Annotated in this window: 9 protein-coding genes; 3 read left to right on the forward strand and 6 right to left on the reverse strand. The window is 58.8% G+C overall.

Translation table 11 applies throughout. The features are described from left to right. Positions 1 to 65: 65 nt before the first annotated feature. Complete coding sequence (locus tag JSY17_RS24910) at positions 66 to 1,409, forward strand: dicarboxylate/amino acid:cation symporter (RefSeq protein WP_117181079.1); 1,344 nt, start codon at positions 66 to 68, stop codon at positions 1,407 to 1,409. Between the two features lie 72 nt (positions 1,410 to 1,481). Here the strand turns inward: JSY17_RS24910 and JSY17_RS24915 are convergent, their stop codons facing one another. Continuing rightward, positions 1,482 to 1,976 carry a SprT family zinc-dependent metalloprotease gene (locus JSY17_RS24915; protein ID WP_201015401.1) on the reverse strand — a complete coding sequence of 165 codons (495 nt, stop codon included), beginning with the start codon at positions 1,974 to 1,976 and terminating at the stop codon, positions 1,482 to 1,484. Between the two features lie 122 nt (positions 1,977 to 2,098). Further along, a complete protein-coding gene (locus JSY17_RS24920) occupies positions 2,099 to 2,698 on the reverse strand; it encodes a Yip1 family protein (protein ID WP_117167902.1) in 600 nt (199 codons plus the stop codon). Between the two features lie 227 nt (positions 2,699 to 2,925). Between JSY17_RS24920 and ttcA the strand changes: the two genes are divergently transcribed. Continuing rightward, positions 2,926 to 3,750, forward strand: coding sequence for a tRNA 2-thiocytidine(32) synthetase TtcA (gene ttcA, locus JSY17_RS24925; protein WP_025261351.1), 825 nt, complete (start codon positions 2,926 to 2,928; stop codon positions 3,748 to 3,750). A 6-nt stretch (positions 3,751 to 3,756) separates the two neighbouring features. On the opposite strand, the gene JSY17_RS24930 is transcribed toward ttcA, so the two are convergent. From JSY17_RS24930 to arsC, 4 genes are all read right to left on the reverse strand, one after another. Beyond that, entirely contained in the window at positions 3,757 to 4,428 is a 672-nt protein-coding gene (locus JSY17_RS24930; protein WP_206403289.1) for a DNA-3-methyladenine glycosylase I, read from the reverse strand. Positions 4,429 to 4,562: 134 nt separating this feature from the next. Beyond that, positions 4,563 to 4,979: a DUF2069 domain-containing protein gene (locus tag JSY17_RS24935; protein ID WP_206403290.1), complete on the reverse strand. Its 417-nt coding sequence runs from the start codon at positions 4,977 to 4,979 to the stop codon at positions 4,563 to 4,565. Beyond that, a complete protein-coding gene (wrbA, locus tag JSY17_RS24940; protein ID WP_117167905.1) occupies positions 4,972 to 5,577 on the reverse strand; it encodes an NAD(P)H:quinone oxidoreductase in 606 nt (201 codons plus the stop codon). The genes JSY17_RS24935 and wrbA overlap by 8 nt, the downstream gene beginning before the upstream one ends. Beyond that, complete coding sequence (gene arsC / locus JSY17_RS24945; RefSeq protein ID WP_206403291.1) at positions 5,574 to 5,927, reverse strand: arsenate reductase (glutaredoxin); 354 nt, start codon at positions 5,925 to 5,927, stop codon at positions 5,574 to 5,576. Before arsC ends, wrbA begins: the two co-directional genes overlap by 4 nt. Positions 5,928 to 6,045: 118 nt before the next feature. Here arsC and JSY17_RS24950 point away from each other — a divergent pair, with 118 nt between their 5' ends. Next, positions 6,046 to 6,513, forward strand: coding sequence for a TlpA disulfide reductase family protein (locus JSY17_RS24950; protein ID WP_117167907.1), 468 nt, complete (start codon positions 6,046 to 6,048; stop codon positions 6,511 to 6,513). Positions 6,514 to 6,683: the final 170 nt, after the last annotated feature.

The following is a 6,683-nucleotide window of genomic DNA, read 5'->3' on the forward strand; positions in this document are numbered from 1 at the left end:
GTTAGTGCTTTATAGGCTCGCGTGCATCAGGTGAGATGCCGACGACGCCCTTGAGGATAACAACAATGACGACTCGTCAGCCCTTCTACAAAACTCTGTACTTTCAGGTAATCGTAGCGATTGTTATCGGTATCCTGATCGGCCACTTCTACCCCGATACCGGCAAGGCATTGAAGCCGCTGGGTGACGGGTTCATCAAACTGATCAAAATGGTCATCGCCCCCATCATCTTCTGTACGGTCGTCAGCGGTATCGCGGGCATGCAGAACATGAAATCGGTCGGCAAGACCGGTGGCTACGCACTGTTGTACTTCGAGATCGTCTCGACCCTGGCCCTGGTCATCGGTCTGGTAGTGGTCAACGTCGTCAAGCCAGGTGTTGGCATGAATATCGACGTCAGCACTCTGGATGCTTCCAAGATCGCTGCCTATGTCACTGCCGGTAAAGACCAGAGCATCGTCGGCTTTATCCTCAACGTGATTCCGAACACCATCGTCGGCGCCTTCGCCAACGGCGACATCCTGCAAGTGCTGATGTTCTCGGTGATCTTCGGCTTCGCCCTGCATCGCCTGGGTGCCTACGGCCGTCCGATCCTGGACTTCATCGATCGCTTCGCTCATGTGATGTTCAACATCATCAACATGATCATGAAGCTGGCGCCTATCGGTGCGTTCGGTGCCATGGCCTTCACCATCGGCGCCTACGGTGTGGGTACTCTGGTGCAGCTCGGTCAGTTGATGATCTGCTTCTACATCACCTGCTTCCTGTTCGTGATGCTGGTACTGGGCGCCATCTGCCGTGCGCACGGTTTCACCATCTCCAAGGTGATCCGCTACATCCGTGAAGAGCTGCTGATCGTACTGGGTACTTCCTCTTCCGAATCGGCACTGCCACGCATGCTGATCAAGATGGAGCGCCTGGGTGCACAGAAGTCGGTCGTCGGTCTGGTGATTCCAACCGGTTACTCCTTCAACCTGGACGGTACCTCGATCTACCTGACCATGGCTGCCGTGTTCATCGCTCAGGCGACCAACACCGAGATGGACATCACTCACCAGATCACCCTGTTGCTGGTGCTGCTGCTGTCCTCCAAAGGTGCTGCTGGCGTGACCGGTAGTGGCTTCATCGTTCTGGCTGCAACCCTGTCGGCCGTCGGCCACCTGCCGGTTGCCGGTCTGGCGCTGATCCTGGGTATCGACCGCTTCATGTCCGAAGCCCGCGCCCTGACCAACCTGGTCGGTAACGCTGTCGCGACTCTGGTTGTTGCCAAGTGGGTTGGCGAGCTGGACAACGACAAGCTGCAGGCTGAGCTGGCTTCCGGTGGTTCGGCAATCGTCGAAACCCGTCATGAAGATGACCTGGGTGTCGCTGAAGGCCCGGCTCCTGTCGACACTGGCAAGACTGTCTGACACGCGCTGAATGATAAAAAACCCATCTTCGGATGGGTTTTTTTATGGGCGCTGTTTTTGCCGGGCGGGGTATTACTCCACCCGGGTCTCCCCGCTGAAAACCAGCGTCTGGCGGCAGCGGCGGCACAGGTAGCGGCGGCCCTTGGAAACCATGTTGTGGCGCTGGGCCGAGAACGGGAAGTCGCTGTCGGCGCAGGGGCAGCGATAGATATAGCGGGTCACGCTGCGTCGTTCGATGGCGTAGGTATGGCAGCGGTTGGGCGGCAGTTCGTATACGCCACGCATGATCAGTTGCCATTCTTCGCCATGGGGCTGGATGCGGTCCCCGAACAGCTGATGGGCAATCATGTGGGCGACTTCGTGGGGCACTGTCTGGCGCAGGAAGTCTTCGGTATTTTCCCGGTACAGCTTCGGGTTGAAGCGCAGCATGTTCTCGTGCAGGTGGGCGACACCGGCTTTCTGGCCGCGCAGCTTGAGGCTGACGACCGGGCGTTTGAAGGTGCGTTTGAAAAAGGCTTCGGCTTGCTGGTAACAGGTTTCTACGCGGGAATTGAGTTGCTCGGGCATGCTGTGTGGCTCTCCAGATGCGCCAAGTATGCCGTAATGCGGGGGCGTGCTGACAACCCCGACTGCCGGATGGTCGGTCGGCACGGCGGGCAGCATGAGCACACTGCTCGCCGTACGTTGGTTCAACTGGTGTATTGCGGGCCGACTCCGACGCCCCATAGCACCACGGTAAAGGCCATGATCGCCACCAGCACCACCAGACCCACGGCCAGGACGGAGCTGGAAAACATGAAGCCTTCTTCTTCGGGAATGTCCATGAAGGTCGGCAGGCCGACATAGAGCAGGTAAACCGTGTAGCAAATGGCCGCAGTTCCCACCAGCATCCCCAGCCACATATGGGGATACAGCGCTGCCAGTCCGCCGATGAACAGGGGCGTGGCCGTATAGGTCGCGAACGCGACACACTGGGCCAGGGTTGGCGTGGCGTCGTAGGTGCGGGCCATCCAGTGAATGAAACCACCCATCACCGCCACGCCCAGCAGCATGGAAATGTATGACATGAGCGTCATTCCCAGCGCGCTGCCATGGGTAAGCATCACCGACGGCCGATCTCCGATGGCCCAGCCGATCTGGGTCGTGCCGATATAAGCGGAAACTGCAGGAATCGCGGCCAGGATCAGGGTGTGAGTGAGGTACATGTGGCCAATGCTTTCTTCTTCGCCACGTATCTGCTTCCATTCCCGATCGGGATGCGTGAACAGTCCCCATACGTGATGGATCATAGGGTGACTCCTCCATCTTGTGGATTGAAGGCCACAAGCCTGAAATGCGACCTCATCACGCAGTATAGAAAGCATGCCCGGGCCGGGAATGGCAGGCTTAGAGTGTTTGGCGATTTGTCGGGGGCTGTTAATAGCGGTGTTCGATAAGCCAATGGTTTAACCATCCGCAGGTTGTGCGTAAAATGGCCGCCTTTTCCCCGAAGTCACCAGCGGATACCACCAGCATCATGGGCACCCTTTCAGTCAATCAGAACAAACTGCAGAAACGCCTGCGTCGGCTGGCCGGCGAAGCGGTTACCGACTTCAACATGATTGAAGATGGCGACAAGGTGATGGTCTGTCTATCCGGTGGCAAGGACAGCTACACCATGCTCGACGTACTGATGCACCTGCAGAAGGTCGCGCCGATCAAGTTCGAGATCGTTGCCGTGAACATGGACCAGAAGCAGCCCGGTTTCCCGGAGCATGTGCTGCCGGCCTATCTGGCCACCCTGGGCATCGAGTACCACATCGTCGAAAAGGACACCTATTCGGTGGTCAAGGAGCTGGTTCCGGAAGGCAAGACCACGTGCTCGCTGTGCTCGCGCCTGCGTCGTGGCACCTTGTATACCTTCGCCGATGAAATCGGTGCTACCAAAATGGCGCTGGGGCATCACCGCGACGATATCGTCGAAACCTTCTTTCTCAACATGTTCTTCAACGGTTCGCTCAAGGCCATGCCGCCCAAGCTGCGTTCCGACGATGGCCGCAACGTGGTGATCCGTCCACTGGCTTACTGCCATGAGAAGGACATTCAGGCGTATTCGGATTTCAAGGAATTCCCGATCATCCCGTGCAACCTGTGCGGCTCCCAGGAAAACCTGCAGCGCCAGGTGGTCAAGGAAATGCTCATCGAGTGGGAGCGCAAGACGCCCGGCCGTACCGAAAGCATCTTCCGCGCCTTGCAGAACGTTCACCCCTCGCAACTGGCCGACCGCAACCTGTTCGACTTCACCAGCCTGCGCATGGACGAAACCGCAGCCTCACGGTTCGTCAATGTGGTGAATATCTGACCGGAATCAGTGGTTGACGGTGAAGGCCAGCATCGCCGAGAGCTGGCACATCGGCCGCCCGCTCTGGGCATGCCACTGATTGAACGCATCCTGCACTATTGCCTGATCGCGCTTGCTGGTCGGTACTTTATCGACGATGTTCTGCGCGTTCAGGGCAGCCACCACATCCTGGCTCGGGATAAAGGTGTCCTTGCCCACCATGCGCAGGAAGCGCGGCGCTGAGAGCCCGCCCATCTGATTGCCGTGTTTGGCCAGGTATTGCCACAGGCCGGTGATGTCATCGACCGGCCAGTCGGCGATGAATCTGGCGAAACTGCCGTGTTCCTGGGCGATATCCAGAATCAATTGCGCATTGCGCGGCACGCTCTTGAGCTTGCCCAGATGGCGAATGATGCGAGTGTCCTGCATCAGCCGCTCCAGATGGTCGGCCCCCATCAGCACGACTTTTTCCGGATCGAAGCGAAAGAATACTTCCTCGAACGCAGGCCATTTGGCATCTACCAGACTGTGCTTCAGGCCAGCCCGAAACACCCGCAGGGCCATGGTCGACAGATAGCGATCATCGCCGAAAGTCATCAGTTGCTTCGGCGTATGCGGCACCGGCAACAGCGCCTCCAGTGCCTTGGCGGAGCCGAAACGGTTCAGACAGTATTCGTTCAACCATTTGTAATCGTGCATCGGTTCTCCATTAGCAGGTGGGATCAGTCACACACAAATTTGTAGGAGGCAGCTTGCTGGCGAAACCGGCAAATATTCTGCGTTTGTACGCTGAAGTCGCCAGCAAGCTGCCTCCCACAAAGTGATTTATGACCTTAACTGATCGGCATTATCTGGTCGGTGCGGTCAAGTTGCGATCGCCAGCGAACATACAGCAATGCGCTGATGAATACCGCCACGCTGGCAAGCATTTCCAACACGCCGAACAGCCAGCGGTTCGGGTCGAAGGCGGCAATGGCGCCTTTGATGAAATACAGGTTGATGACAAAACAGGTCCAGGAATGCCCGCGCGGTTTACCTTGCAACATGCCGGGTGCCAGCAACAGCAGGGGCAGCAGTTCGATGGCCAGGATCACCGGGGGGCGGGCACCATGCAGGTCGGCGATAAACAGGTAATACACCGACAGCAGGGCGATCATGCCCAGAAAGCAGATCAGGCTCGCGACCCGGCTGATGCGTACCCGTGGTTCCAGCCATTCTCTGGGTGGCAGCACTCTGGGCTTTTTAGCCACGCGGCGTCTCCAGTTGCAGCGCGGTTTTCGCCAGACGCTGGCCAAGGGCACGGCACAGTTCGGTTTCATGGCGATCCAGCGGCCGCTTGCCGTCAGCCCCGGCATGATGGCTGGCCCCATAAGGCGTGCCGCCACCGGCGGTTTCCAGCAAGGCGGCTTCGCTGTAAGGCAGCCCCATGACCAGCATGCCGTGGTGCAGCAAGGGCAACAGCATCGACATCAGCGTGGTTTCCTGGCCGCCATGCAGGCTGGCGGTGGAGGTGAACACGCTGGCCGGTTTGCCCACCAGGGCACCGGTCAGCCACAGGTTGCTGGTGCCGTCCAGAAAGTACTTGAGCGGCGCAGCCATGTTGCCGAAGCGGGTCGGGCTGCCCAGCGCCAGGCCGGAGCAGTTCTTCAGGTCGTCCAGCGTGGCATACAGGGCACCGTTTTCCGGAATCTGCGGTGCGGTGGCTTCGCAGTCGGCGGAAATGGCGGGTACGGTGCGCAGCCGTGCTTCCATGCCACCCATTTCGATGCCGCGTGCGATCTGGCGGGCCATCTCGCTGGTGGAACCGTTGCGGCTGTAGAACAGAACCAGAATGTAGGGCGTGCTCATGGCAATAGCTCCAGTATGTTTTCCGGAGGGCGACCGATCACTGCCTTGTCGCCTGCGACCAGAATCGGCCGCTCGATCAGTTTGGGGTGCGAGACCATGGCAGCGATCAGTTGCTCGTCGCTCAGGCTCGGGTCTGCCAGATTCAGGGCCTTGTAGTCATCTTCGCCGCTGCGCAGCAATTGCCGCGGGCCAATTCCCAGCTTTGCCAGCAGGTCGCGCAATTGTGCAGCGTCCGGCGGGGTTTCGAGGTACAGAACGACGTCGGGAGTCAGGCCACGGGCCTGCAGCAGTTCCAGCGCGCCGCGGGATTTCGAGCAGCGCGGGTTGTGATAAAGCTTCAGATCAGTCATTTGCAGGTCGCATCTTGCCTAGAGTGGCGCGTATTCTACCTGCGTGATTGCGTTGGTCGACATGATCGGGCGCATATCGGTGAACCGTTTATAGAGAAAGTCGAGGAAGGAAGCACAGATGGCGAGGCGATTGGCAGCGGTAGCGATGTTTGTCGGCAGTTTGCTGTTGAGCGGTTGTGGTGCGGATCTGGGTGTTGACCAGAACGGCCAGAAGGTGTCCAGCGAGCGCATCGACAACCATTGGCTGGTGATTAACTACTGGGCCGAATGGTGTGGCCCGTGCCGTACCGAGATTCCCGAGTTCAATCACTTGTCCGAGCAGCTCAAGGACAAGAAGGTCAGCGTGCTGGGTGTCAATTTCGACAATCTGCAGGGTGATGACCTGAAAAATGCTTCCAATGCCCTGGGAATCAAATTCACCGTCCTGGCCCAGGACCCGGCCGAACGCTACAACCTGCCGCCTTCCGAAGCACTTCCGGTGACCTACATCATCGACGACAAAGGCAAGATGCGTGCGCAGTTGCTGGGTGAGCAGAGCGCGCAGGGCGTGACCGACAAACTCAAGGCGTTGCGCGGCGAGGGTTGACGCGCAGGAGCGAATTCATTGGCTCTGTCTGCATCAAGTGTTGCAAGTCCGTCAGATGATTGTGGGAGGCAGCGTGCTGGCGACGTCACCGTTGTCGGCCGCAAGCTGCCTCCCCCCAAGTGATCAACCCAGCAGGGCGGGATCAGTCCGCAGGCCAGAAACGCAGTGGG

It is taken from the genome of Pseudomonas capsici (assembly GCF_017165765.1).
In the GTDB taxonomy this organism is placed as follows: Bacteria; Pseudomonadota; Gammaproteobacteria; order Pseudomonadales; family Pseudomonadaceae; genus Aquipseudomonas; species Aquipseudomonas capsici.